We start from the raw sequence: 18,531 nt of genomic DNA on the forward strand, positions 1-18,531 counted from the left end.
TGCACAACCTCGCTTTCGCCGGGTAGACCACCAGCCGGACAGCAGCCCACCACCCCCGAGGCCACTCATAGATCATTTACGGGACAGCCCTTAGGAGCTTCCGCGCATGGTCACCTGTGACCGGCCGGCGGGTAGGAGCTGTGCGCTCCGGGAATGTCCGGGCGCCGGTGCGTGGGCGCTGCGCGGAGCCGCCTGGGCCAGAAGGCGGGTGTACGTGCGGTGCAGGCGCTCATGGCCCGCCAGTCCCGCCTGGTCTTCGGGTGGAAGAAGCTGGCGGCGAACACCACGAACAGCAGGGTGTTGAACACCACCAGAGGCCACAGCCCGTATGCGGCGTCGGCCATCACGTCCTCCTCGAACGAGCCGCGGCCCGGCGGTGCCCGGGCGATGCGCAGTGGCGATGAAGTTCGCTCACTGATCGCTCACCGGAGGGCAGCCGGACGCTTGCCTGCGGTCGTTACAGATGCCCTGGACCGTGCGGTCGTTACGGATGGCTGGATCCGGGGCGCCGGTGATGCTGGTCGGGTTCGCGCAGCGGGTCGCTCCGGTCTCGGTCGGCGCTGCGGGAACCGCCGCCCTGACCCTGGTGGCCGTGCATGCCCCACATCATGACCAGCATCATCAGCGGGCAGACCACGACAATGGCCAGCACCGCGAGCGTGCTGGCGGGCACGCCGAGGGCGAGGGCTCCGACCAAGAAGATGGCGAGTGCGATCACGTACAAGCCGTAGGACCCCTTGTTCTGCATCGTGGGCCTCCTCGGCGCAAGGGCGGCCGGCTCGGGGACATGCGGGCCTCGTGCCCGTTCGGTGGTCAGGTTTTGATGAAGGGGCCGCTGGAGCCCCCGGAACGCAACGTGGCCAGACTCCGTTGGTACTGCTCTTCATCGATCTCGCCACGGGCGAACCGCTCGGCGAGCAGCTGTTCGGGCGAAGGAGCAGCGGTGACGTGCGTGTGCTCGTGCGGCCGGCTGAGAGCGCGGATGGCCAGGACGGCGACTGTGATGATCACTGCCCAGAAGAGAAGCATTCCGGCCGACATCGCGAACCAGCCCCACCCGCCGACGTTGTGGTCGTACCAGAACATCATGGTGTGCCACCTCCTCGGGGGCACGAGCGCCTCGTTCCGGCCCGCTGCCGGTGGACGGGGCTCTTTCCACTCACTATTTCCCTGCGCGCAAGCGCGCGCCCAGGCCTGAACGGCCCCGAGTTCCAGACCGTTCGGCCCCTGCCAGGTAGGGGTACCGGCGAGCGAGGATGGACAGCCACGCTGGGGGGGGCGGTCGCCGTGAGTGTCTCCGATCTTGTCGTCGTTGCCGCTGCTGTCGGCGCGATCGCCGTCCTGGCATGGTTCTTCTTCGGACCGCGCTCTGCCCACACAGCCCTGGTGGAGGGTGGGGTGCAGCGCGTGGCAGTGACCGTGCGGGGCGGTTACCGCCCCGATGTCATCCGTGTCCGGCAGGGCATGCCGGTGGAGCTGGAATTCGACCGGCAGGAGTCCGGGGAGTGCACCTCCCGGGTGGTCTTCCCCGATCTGCGGGTGAGCGCAGGGCTGCCCGCGTACGAGCGCACCACCGTGCGCCTGAACCCCGATACGGCGGGTTCCTACGGCTTCGCTTGCGGGATGAACATGATTCACGGCACGCTGCTGGTCGAACCGGAACCGACAGCGCGAGCGCCGGAACCGGTACCCGTACCGGACGCCGCCGGGACCGCTGCCGGCGGTGGAGGGGGCCGGGCCCTCGCGGGGGCCCGTACGCCGGACCAGCCCTCGGGCGGTGAGAACGGGGCCCAGGCGGAGGCCGCGGAAGCCGCCGAGCGCCGCGCCGAGATCCGGGACCTGGGCCGCCGCGTCGCCACCGGTGCGGTGCTGACGCTGCCGGTGCTCTTCGCCGTAATGACGCACGAGTTGCTCGGTGCCGACTGGGTGCCCGGCTGGCTGCTGAATCACTGGCTGCAGTTGGCGCTGATCACTCCGGTGATGTTCTACACCGGTTGGCCGATCCACTCGACCGGCTGGCTGGCCCTACGGAACCGCAGCGCCGACATGAATTCCCTGATCACGCTGGGCACAACGGCCGCGTACGGATACAGCCTGCTGGTCACCCTCGCCCCCGGGCTGCTGCCGAGCGAGGTGCGCGAGGTCTACTTCGAGGCGGTCGGGGTGATCCTCACCCTGATCCTGCTGGGCCGGCTGCTGGAGGCCCGTGCCAAGGCCGGCACCGGCGAGGCGATCCGCGCCCTGCTGGGGCTGCAGGCCCGCACCGCCCGGGTGGTCCGTGACGGTACCCAGGCGGAGGTACCGGTCGAGGACGTCGTGGTCGGCGACGAACTGGTGATCCGGCCCGGTGAGAAGGTGCCGGTCGACGCCGCCGTGCTTTCCGGGTCCTCGGCAGTGGACGAGTCGATGGTCACCGGTGAGCCGATGCCGGTCACCAAGCGCACCGGGGACACCGTCGTCGGCGCGACCGTCAACGGCAGCGGTGCGCTGCGCGTGCGCGCGAGCAAGGTCGGCGCGGACACGATGCTGGCCCAGATCATCCGCCTCGTGCGGCAGGCACAGGCGTCCAAGGCTCCCATCCAGCGGCTCGCCGACGCCGTGTCCGGCTACTTTGTGCCCGCCGTGATCGCCATTGCCGTCGCTGCTTTCGCGCTCTGGTACACCCTCGGTCCACCGCCGGCCCTGACCCTCGCGCTGGTCTCCGCCGTCGCAGTGCTGATCATCGCCTGTCCGTGTGCACTCGGACTCGCCACACCGTTGTCCGTGATGGTCGGCACCGGGAAGGGCGCCCGCGCCGGCATCCTCATCCGCTCCGCCGAGGCGCTGGAGACCGCTCACAAGCTCGACACCGTGGTGCTGGACAAGACCGGCACCGTCACCGCCGGCACCCCCGCGCTCACCGATGTGTACCCCGCCGACGGCTTCGAGAAGGACGAGTTGCTGGCGCTGATCGCCGCGGTCGAGGAGATGAGCGAGCACCCCCTCGCGACGGCGATCGTCGCCGGTGCACGGCAGCGGGGCCTGGCCCTGCCCGAGGTCGACGGGTTCGACTCGGTCGCCGGCAAAGGTGTCAAGGCCACGGCTGACGGCCGTACCGTCCTGGTCGGCACCGCCCGCCTGCTCGACGGCGCCGGGATCGACCCTGGTGGCCTCCTCCCCGTCGCCACCGGCCTGTCGGCCCAGGGCAAGACCCCCGTGTTCGCCGCCGTCGACGGCACACCGGCCGGAGTGCTGGCCGTGGCCGACACCGTCAAGGAGGACTCCGCCGCCGCCATCGCCGCGCTGCGCCGGCTCGGCCTGGAGGTCGTCATCATCACCGGCGACACCGCCCGCACCGCCGAAGCAATCGCCCGGCAGGTGGGCGTGGAACGCGTGCTGGCCGAGGTGCTGCCACAGCACAAGGCGGACGAGATCCGCCGCCTGCAGCGCGAAGGCCGCACGGTGGGCATGGTCGGCGACGGCATCAACGACGCCCCGGCACTGGCCGCCGCCGATGTCGGCCTCGCCATCGGCACCGGAACCGACGTCGCCATCGAAGCCGCCGACATCACCCTCATCTCCGGCTCCCTGACCGGCGTGGTCACCGCCGTCCGGCTGTCGCGCGCCACCATGCGCAACATCCGCCAGAACCTGTTCTTCGCGCTCGCCTACAACGCCATCGGCGTACCCGTCGCCGCCGGTGCCCTCTACCCGCTGTGGGGGATTCACCTCAGCCCGATCCTCGCCGCCGCCGCGATGGCACTCTCCTCACTGTCGGTGGTCACCAACGCCTCCCGCCTTCGCCGCCGGCGCATCACCCGGCCACCACCGGCGAACGGTGTCGATAAGGGAGGCGCCCCGCGGTGAACTCCGGTCCGGGCTCGGGCCCGGTGCGGTCAGGGCTCACGCCCACAGCTCGAAGGCTTGGACATCCCCGGCTGGGGCCGGTGGGGCCCCGACAAAGCTCTGGCCGTCAGGAACGGGAACGCGCCGCTCCTAACCGCCGCCGTACGGGCAGCCTCGGGAACGCAGAATGCCCCGCTGCACCTGTAAGACAACCAGCACCCGACGTACACGCAGGAGGTACGCCGGTGACCATCGCCGACGTGAAGATGTCGGCCTTCGAGCGGGCCCTCTTCGGCGGGCAATAATCGCCCGCACGGAGAGCCTGCCACGGCCACCCTGGTCGGCTTACGAGGCAGTCGGACTGTCGGATCCCGGACGGGAGTCGTGCCCTCGGACAAAGCCGACGGCGGCCAGCAGCGCGCATGCCGCGGGCTATGGACGCCGGTGGGGCAGTACTGGCTACTCCCGAACCGCAAGCCGTGACGGTCTGAGCCGAGCGGCCCTACAGCGCGGGGGCGGGCGACCCGACATCGCCCGCCCCTCCCCGGCCGTTCCCACCTTCAGGAGAGTTCGACGCCCACATCTGCCCTCTCGTTCCAGGTCGGTTTGGTTGGATGCACGGGTGTACGTCACGAAGCGGAAAGTGGCGTTCCTCCCTCTCAGAGGCGTGCGCTGCGGCCAGGTAGCTCAATGCTTCACCGTCCAGCCGTCATTGACGACCCGCCAATAGGCCCGTGCTGGTCTCCGATGGGCCGCCGGCCAAAGGGCTCGGTGTCATCACGTACGGCATCCCAGGGGACGCCGCCGGAGCGGCGGGCCACCCCGAGAATGTCGACCAGCCGCTTGTAGGCGCTCTCCTCAGCCCAACAGCGGCACGCTCAGCACGGCGAAGTCAATCCCGAGCATCAGCAGCAGCGGCTTGCGCCCGAAGCGATCGGCCTTGGTCAGCCGGAGAAATGGATCGGGAACAGGCATGTGCGAGGAAAGGCCGGTAAGCCGAGGGGCAAGAGGACGTCCCGGCCAGAGAGGGTTCCGCGCACCCGGCAGGCGTTCTACTCTTAAATCGCAATAGACGGCCAGCAGGCCGTGACAGCGCCGGCGCGTGCGCCGCGCTTGAAGGCTCCCTGCCCCCGAGCCGAACCACCATTCAAGGACGCTGGAGCCGCATCGCCGTCCGATACAGCTCCAGCCACCGTCCTCGCGGTTGTTCGAGACAGGGTGCATCCACCCGTACCGCGCGGGACGTACCGCGCGAGGTAACGGCGGGGCGCCTACGCCTCGCGCCCGCGGCCGTCGCTCTTTGGGCGGCGGCCGCCCGGTGGGAGACATGTTCCGCCTTCAGGAGAAGAGGCAGAGATGTCCTGCCGGTACCGGCCCCTCAAGCCTCCCACTCGCAGCCGCCGGACGACACCACTTCCCGCGACCCGCCGCCTTCCTAGCTATTCGCTTCCCCAGACACAGCCCCCGAGAAGCCCCTCTCCCGGGTTCGCCGCAGTCTGGTCCGTGCCCCGCAGATTCCCCACTCGGTCACGCCGCCTCCTAAGCCCCGGAACAGGCGCAGGACGCACGGTCGACGAAGGTAGACCTCCATTCTCGGGGAGAGCACGCCGTGCGGCTCACGACGAAGCCCGACGGCATTGGGGGCGAGCCAGGGGACACGTCAGCTCTCACCCCGCTTTCCCCGGCCACGCTCGTGCTGATTCCCCCGGGGCAGGGCAGGCGGACACCAAGAGAGCGGCATGCGCCATGTGCGGGACGTCGCCGTCGAGCGGCTGGGGCCGGGCCAGCAGACTGGGCTACGCTGCCCCGGTGCACGGCGCGTAGGGGCCTGGCGAAACATAGTGCAGACTCCTGCAAAGCCCCGCCTGCCCGATATCAGGCGCGGCATTTTCGGCCGATCCGCGAAAAGCGCGACCTGCACACGAACCGCGGGATCGTCTACCTCGTATGAGGGATTCCCCAAGGCTTCGAGGCGCGCGATCCTGGCTCCCGCGGCCGCGCGGAGGTCGTTTCAGACGCTGCTGAGGTTCTCCATCCGCCCAACGGCCATCCCCACGGCCACTCACTCGGCAACGCCCCGCGCGGCCGCACCAACCACCAGCGTCCGCGTCGGCATCCTCGTTCAGGAGGGACTTCTGGTGGTTGGTTGAATCCGAAGCTCAGGGCCATCCGAGCCAGTACGGATTATTGCCCGCCCGAGTGCCTGAACGGAAAATCCCCCAGGCCGAGAGCATGCTGGTGCGTTCGTCGGCCTGCGTTTGGACAGCGGGCGGCGGACCGGGGGCAGACAGCGCGGCCTCGCCCACCGCGCCCTTGATCCACGGGTTGTCCTTGCCGGTGGGCCCTGCCGTGTTCTTCCCGCCGGACTGTATGGTCCGCGGGGCGAACTTCGCCCAGGAGACCAGGTGGTCAGCGGTGGTCAGCGGTGGTCAGTCTCGTCGGCATTGCGTTACTGATCGCCACCCGTGACGTGCTACGACGACACAACGGCGAACTACGCCTGCGCCTGCCCGCCGGATGGACAGGCACCCTCGGCGGAGCATCATGGAGCCGCTGCATCCGAGCGTGGTAGCAACGCGCCTTCCTCGGTGTCTCCCGACCGGTGCCCCGGGAGACACCGAAGCGTTGCTCAGCGACCCACGGAAGCCACTCCACGAGCGGGACACGCCCCTCCGGGGTCGTGGGCCTCGGTTGTACAGGCACCGTGAAGGCACGACAGGCGGGCTGTCAGCTGCTGCGTACCCTGTGGCGGCTGTCGGCTCTGGCCCAGTTGCGATGCTCTCGTAGCGCGGCGGCACGGGGATGCGCACCGCCGCAGTGCCGGCGGCCGAGCCTGGCTGCTACCTCCTCGCGCCGCTTCAGGCAAGGGAAAGAGGCCGGACAGCAAGTGGGCAGATCAGTGCATGCATGCGCCCCTATTGGATACGTCGGGTTCTCATCCTGTAACTCACGGGAGAGCCAGGTGCTTGCCTCGCAGCTTCGGTTAACGTGCATCGCACGGATCGAGGCACGCTCAGCAGATAGGCAGGCGATGATGTCTGATGGTGGGCATCCAGGCATGCTGCCGGTGCAACAGCTCAGAGCTGGCGACCACGCTTTCGTCAGCTATGGCTGCGATCACGCGGCCCGTGACATCGTCACTACTTTCGCATGGACGGGACTGGCTCGGCAGGAAAAGGTCGTGATCTTCGCCCGTCCCCAGTTGGCGGAAAGGGAAGTGTGGGCGCGCATCGACGTCCCAGGCCCCTTGGTGGCCGACGCACGCAGATGTGGGCAACTGGCCGTCAGTAGCATGCGGGCACTCATCCACCCCCATGAGCAGTTCACCGCGGCGCGCCAGTGGCAACGCATCGAGGAGGAGACCGATCAGGCACTCGCCGAGGGGTACCGCGGTCTGCGCACGTACATCGACATGCACTGGGTGCCCGACCTGAACGCGGACGTCGCCGTGATGATGCACCGCGAAACCCACGCCGACCACCTCTTCGCCGATCGCCCGTACACGGAAATCTGCGCCTATGACGTGCGGTGGTTCGCCCCCGACGTTCTTGAGGCCATGCATCACGCACACCCAACCAGCCTTCTCTCGCGTACGGGCGCCTTGTACGCCGAGGCATCCCCTCATGGGCTGCGGCTGGTGGGCGAGGCGGATATGGCCACGCGAGAGCAGTTCCACGCCGCTCTGCGCGAGACATTGGCCAGCAGCACCCGGGCACGGCAGGTGAGCGTCGACATGTCGCGGCTGGTGTTCCTCAGCGCGGCGTGCGCCGAGGACTTGGTACAGCTGACACGCAGCGCATCCTCCTCCGGACCTGTCCGCATTCTCTGCCGGCCCGAGCAGGCGCATCTTCTCCGCTGTGTCGGCGCCGAGAACCTGTCGCACCTGGTTCTGAGAGAGGTGAGCGCTGAATGACGTCGGCTGCCTCCGGTGATGCCCCTGGCCGCCTTCTGCTGACAACGTCCTTTGCCCTCGGTGACCTGTCTCGCCTGCGGTCGCTCATCGAGCATCTCGCCACAGAAGCAGGGGTGACGGAAGTGGTGCGAGGAGAATATCTCGTAGCCGTGGACGCTGTTGTCACCAGCGTCATCGAACACGACAGCGGTGGCACGTTACTCCTGCGGCAGAGCCATGGTTTCCTGGAGTGTCAGATCGATGCGTCAGGTCTTGCATGTGATGCAGAGGACGGCGCCTCTCAGGAGGACGAGTGCGAAAAAGGTCGGTGGGGATGTAGCACCGGGCTTGTCACTCGCCTCACCGACCTGTTCTCGATCTCCGCCAGCGCCACAGGAACCACAGTGACGTTGGCCGTAAGGATTCCTCCGGGAACGAGACCGCGCGCGGCATGATCGAATGGCAGGCGGTCGCCGAGTAGAGGACAGCGAGCGAGGCGCCGCTCCTGCGGCCGGGGCGAGGGCGGCAAAGATGCCCGCGCCGATCATCGACCAGAGGCCGATCATCACGGCATCCGGCACCCCGAGCCGCCGGTGCGGCTCATCCGTCATCCTGCTGGCGGTCGATGGCTTGCTCATGGCCTGCTCCCGCGGCGATACGGCCGCGTGAACCAACCGGGGCGGATCAGTGTCTCGTATGCCGGTGGGGAGTTCTGCACCGGCGCGGTGCGAGGTCACACGGCCGCCGTCGATCAGCCGTCCGAGACCGGCGGGGAGGATTTCGGGCCCACTCCGGTGGAGTTGTTCGTCGCATATCTTGCGGCGTGCGTCGCGTACTACGCCGGCCGCTTCCTGCAGCGTCACCGTCTGTCGCGCGAGGCGCTTCTTGTCGACACAAGATTCGAGATGGCCGAAGACCGCCCGCCGCGCGTCGCCCGCATGGAGATCCTCGTCATCACGCCTGCGGGCTTGAGCTCAGCACGACGGGAGGAACTGAGTGCGGTGGTGAAGGTGAAGCGGTGCACGGTGCACAACTCGCCGCGTCTGCCTCCTGAGGTTGACATCGGCATCCGCTGAACCGCCGGACGGTGGCGGGTACAGCGGCCTACTGAGCGGCCGCATGGCCGGCGGTCCGGGCGACCAGGAAATCGGCGCTGCCGGAGAGCGTCAGCAAGGATTCGTAGTCTTCTTCGTCGATGCGGACACCGGTGCGTTCGGTGAGTACTTCGACGAGGTTGAGGAAATCGAGCGAATCCAGTTCGAGGACCTCTCGGAACCGTGCGTCCGTGGGCAGGGAATCCATATCGGCATCGGGTGCGATGCGGAAGATCTCCTGTCGCATGATCGTGAGGGCTTCCTCGTGCGTCAGTGGTTTCATAGTTCCTCCGGTTGCTGGAGCAGCCGCTCGACCGCCGCGAGGTAGCGGGCTCCGGTGGCCCCGTCGCTCGCCCGATGGTCCCCCGCGAGCGTGGCGACGACCGTCGGCCGGATTCCCAGGAGTCCGTCCACCGCGCACGGCCGCTCCTGGACCGTGCCGAATCCGACGAGGGCCACCTGCGGTGGATAGATCACGCCGTAGACCGTGTCCGCTCCGCGGTCACCGATGCTGGTCACCGTGATGGTGGGTTCGCCCATTTCGGAGCTCTTGAGGCGCCCTGCGCGGACTCGATTCGCAAGGTCCTTCAGGCGGGCCATGAGCTGCGGGAGTGTGTCCTCGTCCGCGTCACGGAGAACGGGGGCGACCAGACCGCCACCGCGCAGGGCGATCGCGACACCGAGACGCACCGTTCCGGCGGGGTGGAAGCGGCCGTCCGTCCAGTGTCCGTTCGTCTCGGGCACTTCGCGTGCGGCCCGTGCCGCGGCCTTGAGCAGCAGGCATGCGGGAAGCAGCCGCTGGGAGACGGGCCGGTCACGGTTGTACGCGTTCATCCAGGTCATGGCGCGGGTGAGGTCGACGGTCCGGGAGAGGTAGTAGTGCGGGATCTCGCGTTGTGAGCGGGCCATGAGGGCGGCGATGGCCGAGCGCATCGCTTCCCGGCGCTGGCCCCGTCCTCCGGGTCCGCCGGTCGCAGGTCCACTCGTCGCCCGGTGCGGCGCTGCGGTGACCGCCTTCGGCACGTGGCCGGCGGCCACTCTCCGCCCGTCCGGTGCCGGGTGGGCAGCGGCCCAGCCTCGTACGTCGTCGACGCGTACCGCGCCCGCGTCTCCCGTACCGGTCACGGCGGCCAGGTCGATACCCGCCTCGGAGGCGAGACGGCGGGCCATGGGGGTGGCACGGATCCGTACCGGGGGCGCCGCGGCCCGTTCCACGTCGTGGCGGGTGACGCGTCCGCCACGGCCGGTGCCGCGGACTGTGGCGAGGTCGACGTGCTTGTCCTGGGCGAGGTGGCGTACGAGAGGGGACGTCACCGTGTCGCCGGGCGGTATGACGGGCTTCACCGTGTCCGCCGCAACAGGAGGCTCGGGCGAGGCAGTGGACTCGCCGGACCGGGAGGCCGCACGCTCGTCGGCCACTGACCGAACCGCCCCGGCTTCCACCTCGCTGGTGATCCGGGCGAGGGGCGCACCGACCGGCAGCACCGTTCCCGGATCGGCGAGGAGTGCGGTGACCACGCCGCTCTCGAAGCATTCCACCTCGATGTCGGACTTCGCGGTTTCGATCACGGCCACCGGGTCGCCCTTGCTGACGTGGTCCCCCGGGTGCACGAGCCATTCGGTCAGGGTGCCCTGTTCCATGTCGGCACCCAGCGCGGGCATGCGGAACTCACCCATTGCGGCCCACCGTCCTCAGTGCCGCCCGCACGATGCTGCCTGTGCTCGGCAGGGCCGCTTCCTCCATGTGGCGCGCGTAGGGAATCGGCACTTCGGCACTGCAGACCCGCTCGACCGGGGCATCGAGCTCGTAGAAGGCCTGCTCGCAGATGCGGGCGGAGATCTCGGCGGCCAGGCTTCCGGTCCGCCACCCCTCGTCGATGACGACGACGTGGTTGGTGTGGTGGACGGACGCCATGATCGTGGCGTCGTCCAGTGGGCGCAACGACCTGAGATCGATGACCTCGGCGGACACCCGGTCCGCCGCCAGCCGGTCCGCGGCGGCCAGTGCCTTCGGCAGCGATCCGCCGTAGGTGATGAGGCTGACGTCGTTGCCCTGTCGTCGTACGGCCGCCGAGGAGATGTCCGCTCGACGGTCGTGGGTCGCGGACAGGTCACTGCTGGTGTTGTAGAGGGAGCCGTGTTCGAAGATGACTACCGGGTCCGGGTCGGCGAGGGCGGGCGCGAGCATGTCCCGTGCATCCGCCGGCGTGGCGGGTGCCAGTACGCGGATGCCGGGTATGTGCGCGTACCAGCCCTCCAGGCTGTGGGAGTGCTGGGCGGCGAGCTGTCGTCCGGCGCCCGTGGTCATGCGGAGGACGATCGGTACCGACACCTGGCCGCCGGACATGTGGAGCAGGGTGGCGGCGTTGTTGAGGATCTGGTCGAGTGCGAGAAGGCTGAAGTTGACCGTCATCACCTCGACGACCGGCCGGAGGCCGGCGATGGCCGCCCCGATGCCGGCCCCGACGAAGGCCGCCTCCGAGAGTGGTGTGTCGCGGATCCGCTCGGGACCGAATTCCTCCAGGAGCCCCAGGCTGACACCGAAGGCACCGCCGTACTTGCCGACGTCCTCGCCCATGAGGAAGACACGGTCGTCGGCCGTCAGCGCCTCACGAATCGCGTCGCGCAACGCCTCCCGGTAGGTCGTCCCCGTGCTCCGCGTGCTGTTGGTACCCGTTGTCGTCCCCATGACGTGCCACCTGGCTCTCGGAATGGACGAACCGCTGGAGATCGGCCGCCGGTTCGAGCAGGGCTTCCTCGGCGAACGCCTCCGCCCGCCCGACTGCTTCGGCAGCGCCCCGCTCCATTTCCGCGTACGCCTCATCGTCCAGTTCGCCCTGCGTCCGCATCAGCGTGCCGAGCACGGTGAGGGGGTCGCGGGCGCGCCACCGTTCGATCTCTGCCTTGTCGCGGTAGCGGTCGGGGTCGTACATGGAGTGGGCGCGGAAGCGGTACGTGCGCAGCTCCAGGAAGTGCGGGCCGTGTCCCGCCCGGATGCCGTCCACCGCACGGCGGGCGGCCTGCTCGACGGCCAGTACGTCCATGCCGTCCACGGCCCAGGCCGGCATGCCGTACGAGGACGCGCGCATCGCCAGGTCGATCTGTGCGTGTTCGGCCGTCAGCGGTGTGCCCATGGCGTAGAGGTTGTTCTCGCAGGCGAGCAGCAGTGGCAAGTTCCACAGCGCCGCGAGATTGGCGGTCTCGTGAAACTCCCCCTCGGCGAAGGCGCCGTCACCGAAGAAGCAGCAGACGACGTTCGTGGTGTCGCGCATCTTCTCGGCGAGCGAGAGCCCCGCGGCCACCGGAAGCCCGCCGCCGACGATGGCGTTGCCTCCATAGAAGCGGCGTTCGGCGTCGAAGAGGTGCATGGAGCCGCCGCGGCCCCGGCTACAGCCACTGACCTTGCCATACATCTCCGCCAGCACGGCCTCGGCTGGAACTCCGCGCGCCAGGGCGTGTCCGTGCTCACGGTATGTGGACACCACGGCGTCCGCCGGTTCCAGCGCCTGCATCACACCGACGGCGACGGCTTCCTCGCCGATGTAGAGGTGGACGAAGCCGCGGATCGCAGAGGCGCTGTAGAGCTCGACGCAACGCTCTTCGAAGCGGCGGATCAGCAGCATCGCGGCAAGCAGCTCGTGCCGGTGTTTGTCCGCGTCCCCTCCGTCGTCCCTGGCGCCGGCCCGAGGCCGGGGCCGCTCCGGCCGGGAACTCCCGACGCCACGGTGCGTGGCCTCGTCTTTCGGGCTCTTCTTGCGCGCGGTACTCATGGCGGCCCTTCCAGTGTGGACACGTCACCTTCTGGCAGGCCGAGTTCACGGGCCCGCAGTACCCGCCGTACGACCTTTCCACTGCGGGTCTTCGGCAGGTTCTGGTCGAACGCGATCTCGCGGGGTGCCACCGCGGGGCCGAGCTTGCGCCGGGTGAAGGCGATCAGCTCGCGCTCCAGCTCCTTCCCCGGTTCCCGTCCCGCCCGAAGCGACACAAATGCCTTCACGACCGCGCCCGCGGTGTCGTCGGGACGTCCGATCACACCCGCCTCGGCGACCGCCGGATGCTCCAGCAACGCACTCTCCACCTCGAACGGGCTGATGAGGTGCCCGGCGGACTTGATGACGTCATCGGCCCGTCCGACGAACCAGTAGTAGCCGTCGGCGTCCCGGCGGACCACATCGCCAGTGAGGTACCAGCCGTCCGCGAAGCTCCCGGCGTACCGCCCCTCATCGTGCAAGTAGCCCCGGAACATCGACGGCCAGCCGGGCCGAAGGGCGAGTTCACCGGCCACGTCGGGCCGATCCACCTCCCGGACGTGCCCCGCGCGGCGCAGAGCGCGCCCGTCGGGACCACGCGCCAGGACGGTGGCGTGCATGCCGGGCAACGGCCGGCCCATCGATCCCGGCCTGATGTCGCCGCCGATGAGGTTGGCGATGACGATGCAACCGGTCTCGGTCTGCCACCAGTTGTCGTGCACCGGCAGACCCAGTACATCGCTCCCCCACCGCACAGCCTCGGGGTTGAGCGGTTCACCGACGGAGGCGATGAAGCGGAGGGCGGAGAGGTCGTAGGAACGGGGCAGGTCGTACGGGCCCTCGCGCGGTGTGGCGCGCATCAGCATGCGCAGCGCGGTGGGTGCGGTGTACCAGACGGTGACGCGTTCGTCGGCGAGGATCCGATACCAGCGGCGTGCGTCAAAATCGCCCTCGTCCACGACGACGGTCACGCCGTGGGTGAGCGGGGCGATGACGCCGTACGACATGCCGGTGACCCAGCCGGGGTCGGCGGTGCACCAGAACACGTCGTCGCGGTGCAGGTCGAGTGCGTAGGCCGCCGTGACGTGGTGGGCCACCACCGCTTCGTGGACGTGTATCGCACCTTTGGGTGTGCCGGTGGTGCCGCTGGTGAAGTGCAGCAGCGCCATGTCGTCCGGTGCGGTGTGCGGCACGGTGAAGTTCTCCGGTGCCGCCGCGACTACCTCGTCGAAGCGGCGGGTCCCGGGCAGTTCGTGCTCTCGTGGGCCGACGATCAGTACGTGTTCCAGCTCGGGAAGTGACGCACGGGCCGGAGCAACCTTGCGCAGGTACAGCTGCTCGGTCGTGACGAGTACACGGGCGTTGCCGAGGCGCATGCGCTGCTGTACCGGGTCCGGGCCGAACGCGGAGAACAGTGGACAGAGCACAGCGGCGCACTTGAGCGTACCGAGGACGGTGGTGAACAGCTCCGGGCAGCGGCCGAGCAGCGTGAAGACCCGGTCGCCACGGGTTACGCCCAGCGAGCGCAGGGCTGCCGCGAACCGGTTGCTGGCGAGAGCGAGTTCGGCGTAGCTGGTGGTGTGCGTCGTTCCGTCCCGGCGCACACAGCGGAGGGCTGTGTGCTTGCCCCAGCCCTCGGTGACATGCCGGTCCACCGCCTCGTAGGCCATGTTGAGGCCGCCGTCGGGCAGCCCCGCCAACTGCTCACGTACCGTACGCCAGCTGAAGTGCGCGCAGGTGGCGTCGTAGTCGGTGAGGTTCGGCCTGACCCGAGGCCGGGTGGCCTTGGGGATCGTCTGCCCCGCCATGCGCGTTCTCGCTTCCGCAGTCCCGGTCGCTCGTACGGGATTACTCGTTACCTCGGCACAAGCATGGCGGGTCTCTTCGGGGTCGCGTAGGGGCCGGTCGTCCCCTGCCGCGGTCCATACGGCCGTCCTGGTACGGGTGGTGCGTGCCCGTAGGGCCGTTCGGCACTGTCCGCTTCCCCTCGGGCGGTGCGAGGCTGTGCTCACGGCACTACGGGCGGGCACACCCGGCCCGCCTGTCGGCAGAGCAGGAGGAGGGTGCCATGACCACGGCACGGGACATCATGCACCAGGGTGCCGAGTGCGTCGGTGAGCAGGAAACACTGGTGAACGTGGCCAAGCGGATGACGCGGCACGACATCGGCTCGATGCTGGTCTGTGATGCCGACCAGCGGATGCGCGGCATCATCACGGACCGGGACATCGTGGTCAAGTGTCTGGCGCAGGGACATGACCCGCAGAGCATGACGGCCGGTGAGCTCGCACAGGGCAGCCCGGTCTCTGTCGCACCCGACGCCGACGTGCGGCACGTGCTCCAGACCATGGAGGACAACCTCATCCGCAGGCTGCCCGTTGTGGAGAACGACCGGCCGGTCGGCGTCATCAGCGAAGCCGACCTCGCCCGCCATGTCAGCGAGGCCCAGGTGGGTCACTTCGTCGAGGTGATCGCTGCGGCGAGGTGACGCGGACGACCCGGTCAGGCGACATGCGGCGGACGACGGCTCGATGACCGCCGTCCGCCGCACTGCGTGGGAGTCCCGTCGAACGGGGCCTCCGGCCGGGCCGGCCGGTCCCCCGGCCGGGGCATCCGGCACCTGTCGGCGACGGCTCGGCGGAGAAATGCTGAGGGTGGGTCGGCGTGGTGGCTCATGGCCGGCGGTCACCACGTCGGCAACCGCCTCACCGCCACCGCCGGCCAGGCAGGAGGAGGAGCCATGGAGATCCGGTACGCGATGTCCTCACCGGCCGTCGCCGTTCCGGTGATGGCCTCGGTCCAGGACGTGGCGAGGCAGATGCAGTACGCGTCGGTCGGCGCCGTGTTCGTCGTGGACGACGACAACCGGCTCCTGGGCGTGGTGACCGACCGGGATCTGGTGCTCCGGGTCCTGGCGCCGGGACTCTCGGCTCAGGAACGCATCGAATCGGTGATGACCAGGGATCCCGTCAGTGTCACCCCTGCCGACGACATCACGACCGTCCACCACGCCATGCGACGCCACGGCATACGCCGGGTCCCCGTCGTGTACGAGGGCCGGCTGGTGGGCGTCGTCACCTTCGAGGACCTCTTCTGGCTCGCGACGCAGGGAGGACTGACAGCGCAAGGGCTGGACGACCTCCGGGAGGTGGTGGACGTGGCACGCGAACCGGCCTTCCCTTACCGTGCTGCCTGACGGCCGGGCGAGGTACGGGGAAGGTCCCGGAGGCCTCACACCGGGCTCGCTGAGCCCCGTCGTTTCGTGAGCCACGCGCCGCCTGTCCGCACCACCTCTTCCACCAGGAGCACCGCGCTCGCGGCGGCCGCGCAGAGAGCCCACTGTCCGGCGGTCAGCGGGACGGTGTCGAAGACGGTCCGCAACCACGGCGCTTCCACGGCGGCCACCTGGATGACGACGACCGCCGCCAGGCACAGCCACAAGGTCCGGTTCCGCAGTTGGTGGCGCCCGAAGACGGAGGTACGTTCCGACCTCGCGTTGAAGACGTTGGCGACCTGGTACAGCACGAAGGTGGTGAACGCCATGGTCAGGGCGGCCTCCTCCGGGATGTACCGGAGAGCCGCGGCCAGCACCACGATGGTGCCCACGGACATCACCACACCGGCCCGCACGATCGCGGTGAGCCTGCCAAAGTCCAGTATCCGCTCATCCGGCGGCCGGGGAGCACGGCGCATCACATCGCTGCCTGCGGGATCGACGCCCAGGGCCATAGCGGGCGGACCGTCCATGATGATGTTGATCCACAGGAGCTGGACGGCGGTCAGCGGAGCGGGCAGCCCGATCGCCGAAGCGGCCATCAAGGTCAGGATGGCGCCGACATTCGTGGACAGCTGGAAGCGGACGAACTTCACGATGTTGTCGTAGATCGCGCGCCCTTCGCGCACGGCCCGCACGATGGTGGAGAAGTCGTCGTCGGCCAGCACCATGTCGGCCGCTTCCTTGGCCACATCGGTACCACTGCGCCCCATCGCCACGCCGATGTGCGCGGCGCGCAGGGCCGCGGCGTCGTTCACTCCGTCCCCGGTCATGGCGACGATGTGACCCGCGGCCGACAGCGCCTGGACGATCGAGACCTTGTGGTCGGGGGCGACGCGGGCGAAGACACCGATACGGTCGACGCGGGCGGCGAGTTCTTCCGCGGACAGCCGGTCCAGTTCCGCGCCGGTCACGACGTCACCCCGGATACCCACTTCCCGGGCGATGGCGTTCGCGGTGCCGGCGTGGTCCCCCGTGATCATTTTGACGGCCACACCGGCGGACCGACACAGGTCCACGGCGCCCCGTGCCTGCGGCCGCGGCGGGTCGGTGATGCCGGCGAACGACACCAAGGTCAGCGCCCCGCTCCCGAGCACATCGGCCGGAGGACTCCGCACCACCGCTGTGGCCGCTCCCATGACCCGCAGGCCGGTACTGCCGAGTTCCGACAATACCGACTCGATCTCGGTTCGCCGCCCACTGTCCAACGGTGCCGGCCCCGCCTCGGCCAGGACGGTGTCACACCGTGGGAGCAGCACGTCCATCGCGCCTTTGATGTGCACGCGCGTCCGGCCGCCGTCCTCCTGATGGTACGTGGCCATGTACTTCGCGGCTGGATCGAACGGCACCTCACCGGTACGGGGCGCCTGCGCCCGGAGCCGATCGGTGTCGAGTCCGAGCCGGGCCGCCAGCACCAGCAGGGCGCCTTCGGTCGGGTCCCCGACGATGCCGTCGTCGGTCAGACGGGCGTCGTTGCACAGGACGAAGGGGCGGACCGCTTCGTGCAGCAGGCCCGGTACTCGCTCATCCGTCCCACCCCACGCCGCATGGTCGGTCCGGCTCCCCTCCCCCGGCACCTGGTGGAGGCGTCCCGCGAACCACAGGCAGCGGGCGGTCATCCGGTTGAGCGTCAGGGTGCCCGTCTTGTCGCTGCACACCACCGTTGCCGAGCCCAGTGCCTCCACCGCGGCAAGCTTCTTCACGATCGCGCCGCGCCGCGCCATCCGGTAGACCCCCAGTGCCAGGGTCAGCGCCAAGACGGCGGGCAGCCCCTCGGGGATCGCTGCGACGGCCAGCGCGACGGCACGCAGCGCGATGTCCGGCAGTGCCGCGCCGCGTACGAGGGCGACGACCGCATAGAGGGCTACGGCAGCGCCGCTCACCAGGGCCAGCCTCCGCCCCAGGCTGTCCAGCTGGTCCTCCAGCGGGCTACGCGGCTCCGCCCCGGTGCGCAACGCTTCAGCGATCGCACCTATCTCGGTGTGCATGCCGGTGCCGGTGACGATCATCTCGGCACGGCCGCGCGTCAGCACGGTGTTCATGAACAGTGCACTGGTGCGTTCGGCCAGTGGGGCAGTGACCCCTGCCACCGGCTGCTCCGTCTTGACGACCGGTTGGGATTCGCCCGTCAGGGCCGCTTCGCCGGCCTCGGCCGACCGTGCGACCGACACTCGGCCATCAGCGGGCACGCGGTCGCCGGCTTCGAGCAGCACAATGTCACCGGGCACCAGTGAGGCGGCGGGGACCCTGCGTTCGGCCCCGTCGCGGCGGACCCTGGCGGTGGAGGTCAGCATGCGCCGCAGCGCGTCCAGGCTCTGCTCGGCGCGGTGCTCCTGCCAGTAGCCGATGAACGCATTGATCAACAGCACCGACGCGATCACCGCGGCGTCCTTGACCTCGCCGATCACTCCGGCCAGCACCGCCGCGCCGAACAGGATGCCGATGAGCCAGTTGCGGAACTGGTCCAGCAGCTTCCGCCACTCCGGGCGGCGGGCCCGCTCGGCCAGCTCGTTCGGTCCGTGTGCCGCCAGCCTGCGGTGGGCTTCCGCAGCGCTGAGACCGAGTTCCGGATCGACGCCGAGCAGTGCCGCGACCTCGCCGCTCTCGCGATGATGCACATCGTTCACGGCGTACGGCCCCGTTTCCTCCACCGGAGCTTTGATCGGCTCGGTTCCGGCCATGACACTGCCCTCCTGT

14 protein-coding genes and 1 pseudogene are annotated in these 18,531 nt (G+C 69.3%); 5 read left to right on the top strand and 10 right to left on the bottom strand.

Features of this window, described 5'->3' with window-relative positions; all coding sequences use genetic code 11:
• Positions 1-110: 110 nt before the first annotated feature.
• The 3 genes from ACIGQF_RS06785 to ACIGQF_RS06795 all read right to left on the bottom strand — a co-directional run bounded on the left by ACIGQF_RS06785 (position 111) and on the right by ACIGQF_RS06795 (position 1,089).
• Positions 111-344, bottom strand: a complete 234-nt coding sequence (locus tag ACIGQF_RS06785; protein WP_399706433.1) for a hypothetical protein — start codon at positions 342-344, stop codon at positions 111-113.
• A gap of 140 nt (positions 345-484) precedes the next feature.
• Positions 485-748, bottom strand: a complete 264-nt coding sequence (locus tag ACIGQF_RS06790; protein WP_399706435.1) for a DUF2933 domain-containing protein — start codon at positions 746-748, stop codon at positions 485-487.
• 65 nt (positions 749-813) lie between these two features.
• A complete protein-coding gene (locus ACIGQF_RS06795; RefSeq protein WP_399706437.1) occupies positions 814-1,089 on the bottom strand; it encodes an SHOCT domain-containing protein in 276 nt (91 codons plus the stop codon).
• 198 nt (positions 1,090-1,287) lie between these two features.
• On the opposite strand from ACIGQF_RS06795, the gene ACIGQF_RS06800 reads away from it, so the two are divergent.
• Together ACIGQF_RS06800 and ACIGQF_RS06805 are read left to right on the top strand one after the other, a co-directional pair.
• A complete protein-coding gene (locus ACIGQF_RS06800) occupies positions 1,288-3,846 on the top strand; it encodes a heavy metal translocating P-type ATPase (protein WP_399706440.1) in 2,559 nt (852 codons plus the stop codon).
• A 3,037-nt stretch (positions 3,847-6,883) separates the two neighbouring features.
• On the top strand, positions 6,884-7,738 hold the full coding sequence (locus tag ACIGQF_RS06805) for an MEDS domain-containing protein (protein WP_399706443.1): 855 nt from the start codon (positions 6,884-6,886) through the stop codon (positions 7,736-7,738).
• 469 nt (positions 7,739-8,207) lie between these two features.
• Here the strand turns inward: ACIGQF_RS06805 and ACIGQF_RS06810 are convergent.
• Positions 8,208-8,355, bottom strand: a pseudogene (locus ACIGQF_RS06810) (amino acid permease); the annotation flags it as partial.
• 27 nt (positions 8,356-8,382) lie between these two features.
• On the opposite strand from ACIGQF_RS06810, the gene ACIGQF_RS06815 reads away from it, so the two are divergent.
• Positions 8,383-8,793: an OsmC family protein gene (locus ACIGQF_RS06815; protein WP_399706445.1), complete on the top strand. Its 411-nt coding sequence runs from the start codon at positions 8,383-8,385 to the stop codon at positions 8,791-8,793.
• A 28-nt stretch (positions 8,794-8,821) separates the two neighbouring features.
• On the opposite strand, the gene ACIGQF_RS06820 is transcribed toward ACIGQF_RS06815, so the two are convergent.
• Genes ACIGQF_RS06820 through acsA form a run of 5 tightly spaced genes read right to left on the bottom strand, consistent with a single transcriptional unit; the run spans position 8,822 to position 14,368 of the window.
• The gene (locus tag ACIGQF_RS06820; protein ID WP_399706447.1) at positions 8,822-9,094 is read right to left on the bottom strand and encodes an acyl carrier protein; all 273 of its coding nucleotides are present in this window, start codon (positions 9,092-9,094) and stop codon (positions 8,822-8,824) included.
• On the bottom strand, positions 9,091-10,488 hold the full coding sequence (locus ACIGQF_RS06825) for a 2-oxo acid dehydrogenase subunit E2 (RefSeq protein WP_399706450.1): 1,398 nt from the start codon (positions 10,486-10,488) through the stop codon (positions 9,091-9,093). The genes ACIGQF_RS06820 and ACIGQF_RS06825 overlap by 4 nt, the downstream gene beginning before the upstream one ends.
• Positions 10,481-11,500, bottom strand: a complete 1,020-nt coding sequence (locus ACIGQF_RS06830) for an alpha-ketoacid dehydrogenase subunit beta (protein WP_399706452.1) — start codon at positions 11,498-11,500, stop codon at positions 10,481-10,483. The genes ACIGQF_RS06825 and ACIGQF_RS06830 overlap by 8 nt, the downstream gene beginning before the upstream one ends.
• Complete coding sequence (gene pdhA / locus ACIGQF_RS06835) at positions 11,421-12,581, bottom strand: pyruvate dehydrogenase (acetyl-transferring) E1 component subunit alpha (protein ID WP_399706454.1); 1,161 nt, start codon at positions 12,579-12,581, stop codon at positions 11,421-11,423. The genes ACIGQF_RS06830 and pdhA overlap by 80 nt, the downstream gene beginning before the upstream one ends.
• Positions 12,578-14,368 (bottom strand): acetate--CoA ligase, encoded by a 1,791-nt coding sequence (gene acsA, locus ACIGQF_RS06840; protein WP_399706456.1) that lies wholly within the window; start codon positions 14,366-14,368, stop codon positions 12,578-12,580. Before acsA ends, pdhA begins: the two co-directional genes overlap by 4 nt.
• A 260-nt stretch (positions 14,369-14,628) precedes the next feature.
• Here acsA and ACIGQF_RS06845 point away from each other — a divergent pair, with 260 nt between their 5' ends.
• Together ACIGQF_RS06845 and ACIGQF_RS06850 are read left to right on the top strand one after the other, a co-directional pair.
• Complete coding sequence (locus ACIGQF_RS06845) at positions 14,629-15,048, top strand: CBS domain-containing protein (protein WP_399706457.1); 420 nt, start codon at positions 14,629-14,631, stop codon at positions 15,046-15,048.
• 186 nt (positions 15,049-15,234) lie between these two features.
• Entirely contained in the window at positions 15,235-15,756 is a 522-nt protein-coding gene (locus ACIGQF_RS06850) for a cyclic nucleotide-binding/CBS domain-containing protein (RefSeq protein ID WP_399706460.1), read from the top strand.
• Between the two features lie 35 nt (positions 15,757-15,791).
• On the opposite strand, the gene ACIGQF_RS06855 is transcribed toward ACIGQF_RS06850, so the two are convergent.
• Positions 15,792-18,515, bottom strand: coding sequence for a cation-translocating P-type ATPase (locus ACIGQF_RS06855; protein WP_399706462.1), 2,724 nt, complete (start codon positions 18,513-18,515; stop codon positions 15,792-15,794).
• Positions 18,516-18,531 lie beyond the last annotated feature (16 nt).

This window comes from Streptomyces sp. NPDC053560 (assembly GCF_044544605.1).
Lineage (GTDB): Bacteria > Actinomycetota > Actinomycetes > Streptomycetales > Streptomycetaceae > Streptomyces.